A 2,197-nucleotide genomic window follows, 5' to 3' on the forward strand; every position below is an offset into this window, starting at 1 on the left:
GTAATGGGTATTGAGGGATAACCAGCATGATGTTCATTGCAGCGGTTAGTACGTCATCCACACGACCACCGAAGTAACCTGCAGAAACACCGATAACGGTTGCTAGTAGACATACTGTTAGACCAGCACCGAAGCCTACAGCGAGTGATACGCGTGCGCCGTATACCACTTGTGACCAAACATCACGGCCCATACGAGTCGTACCTAATACGTGGTCAGCCTTTTTAGACATGATCAACGTGCGGCGGTCGTCTGCAAGGTTTTGTGCCACCCAGCCGTTCGGACTAGTTTGCGCAGACTTAACAACAAAGCCTGGGTACTCGTGTGGGTTACCTGTGCGCTTGTCTGGTGCATGTTTGGTGATCAGTGGAGCTGCAAGAGCGCCAAGAACAAAGATGCTTAGGATGATGACGCCTGTTAGGGCCATCGGGTTACGCCAAATGAGTTTTAGAAAGTCTTTCATGATTATTTACCACCCTTACGAAGACGAGGGTCAAGAACTACGTACAGCATGTCTGCAACCAAGTTAAAGAACAGCATGAATAGCGTCATGATAAGTAGCTGACCTTGCAGTACTTGGTAATCACGAGCGTTAATTGCGTTGAAAAGTACGCTGCCAAGACCTGGGTAGTTGAAGATGATTTCGATAATTAGCTGACCACCGATTGCCATACCTAGCGACATAGAAAGTGCTGTCACACTTGGTAGCATTGCATTACGCGCTGCGTAGTTGAATACCACTCGGTTTTCGCTCAGGCCTTTGCCTTTCGCCATAGTGATGTAGTCTTCAGCAAGTAGGTTGATCATGTTGTTACGCATGTTCACTAGGAAGCCACCAATTTGAACAACTGAAGCACAGAACAGCGGTAAGAAAGCGTGGTAAGCCACATCTTTAATGAATGCCCAGCTTGTCCAATCAGGTACAGTACCAGCGGTGTAAGCGTAACCCGTTGGGAACCACTTCAAGCCGATTGCAAAGGTAAATAGTGCAATCATCGCGATAACGACTTGAGGAACGGCTTGTAGAATCAGCATGCCTGGCGTTACAAAAGCATCGTATTTGCTGCCACGTTTCCACGCCGCGAAAATACCTAGGATAGAACCGATAGAGAAAGAAAGAATTACAGCGGTACCTGCTAAGAAAAGTGACCAGCCGAATGCCCCACCCAACAATGAGTTTACAGAAAGAGGGTAGAATTGAATTGATGTACCAAGCTCCCAGCTAAGAATGTTCTTCATGTACGCTGCGTATTGAACTAGTAAGCCGCCATCAACGAAACCTAATAGCTCTTTCATTGCAGCAATACGTTCTGGAGTAACTTGTACAGAAGCGTTCGCAAACATCATGGTAACTGGGTCACCAGGCATTGCTCTTGGAATGATAAAGTTTAACGTCGCTGCAACTATTAGCGCGACAAAATAAAATGACAAACGTCTTAAAAAATAACCCATAACTCACACCTTACTCACCCAGATTGTTTCCCTGTTTCTGGATTCAGGTCGCTCCTAGCGAAATTTGGAACGAAAAATCCCCTGACGACGAGCGCCATACTTTCAATTGAGAGTGTGGGGATTTTTATAAGCGGCGTAAGAGATTACGCCGCAAGGATTGAACGAATACTTATTTGACTGGTTTTAGGTCCAGTACATGAAGTAAACGCTCTGGAATACCAGCCCAAATTTGTGGGCGGCCTTTTGGATTTTCTTCGTTCCACCAACCAGTGAAGCGAGTTGTGTTGTATTGGTACATGTAAGCACCAGACATCACAGGGATTGTCACTTGGTCTGCAGCGATGATTTGCTGGATACCATGTGCAATGTCCAGCTGTTCGTTCTTGTCAGCTGTTTTGTAGAAGCTGTTTAGAAGACCATCTAGTTTCTCGTTTTTGTAGAAGTGCATGGCAAAACGAGGCATACCGTCACCAGATTGTAGTGATGAGTTGTAAGCACTGTTCCAGTACGTGTATGGATCCGCACCGTGGAAGTAGTTTGTGTATGCTACGTCGTATGTACCTTCCAGCATTGCTTGGTTGTATACAGAGAAGTCTGGCGTACGAGCTTTTGCTTTGATGCCCACTTCGTTTAGCTGCTCTACCGCTAGTTGAACTGTGTTGTTGAAGTCAGTCCAGCCGTTTGGCGACTGGATCATTAGTTCGAAAGACTTACCAGATGGAGTATCAACAAAACCATCGTTGTT

The 2,197-nt window shown here is 46.1% G+C and carries 1 protein-coding gene and 2 pseudogenes; all 3 read right to left on the reverse strand.

The features are described from left to right. Positions 1-463, reverse strand: a pseudogene (locus BCT81_RS05990) (ABC transporter permease); the annotation flags it as partial. A 2-nt stretch (positions 464-465) separates the two neighbouring features. After that, on the reverse strand, positions 466-1,452 hold the full coding sequence (locus tag BCT81_RS05995) for an ABC transporter permease (RefSeq protein ID WP_102423521.1): 987 nt from the start codon (positions 1,450-1,452) through the stop codon (positions 466-468). Between the two features lie 169 nt (positions 1,453-1,621). After that, positions 1,622-2,197, reverse strand: a pseudogene (locus tag BCT81_RS06000) (ABC transporter substrate-binding protein); the annotation flags it as partial.

The sequence above is a fragment of the Vibrio sp. 10N.261.52.A1 genome, from assembly GCF_002876325.1.
GTDB lineage: Bacteria > Pseudomonadota > Gammaproteobacteria > Enterobacterales > Vibrionaceae > Vibrio > Vibrio chagasii.

Coding starts and splice junctions, on each gene's coding strand:
- BCT81_RS05995 (WP_102423521.1), bottom strand. CDS start 1,452: ATGGGTTATTTTTTAAGACGTTTGTCATTTTATTTTGTCGCGCTAATA.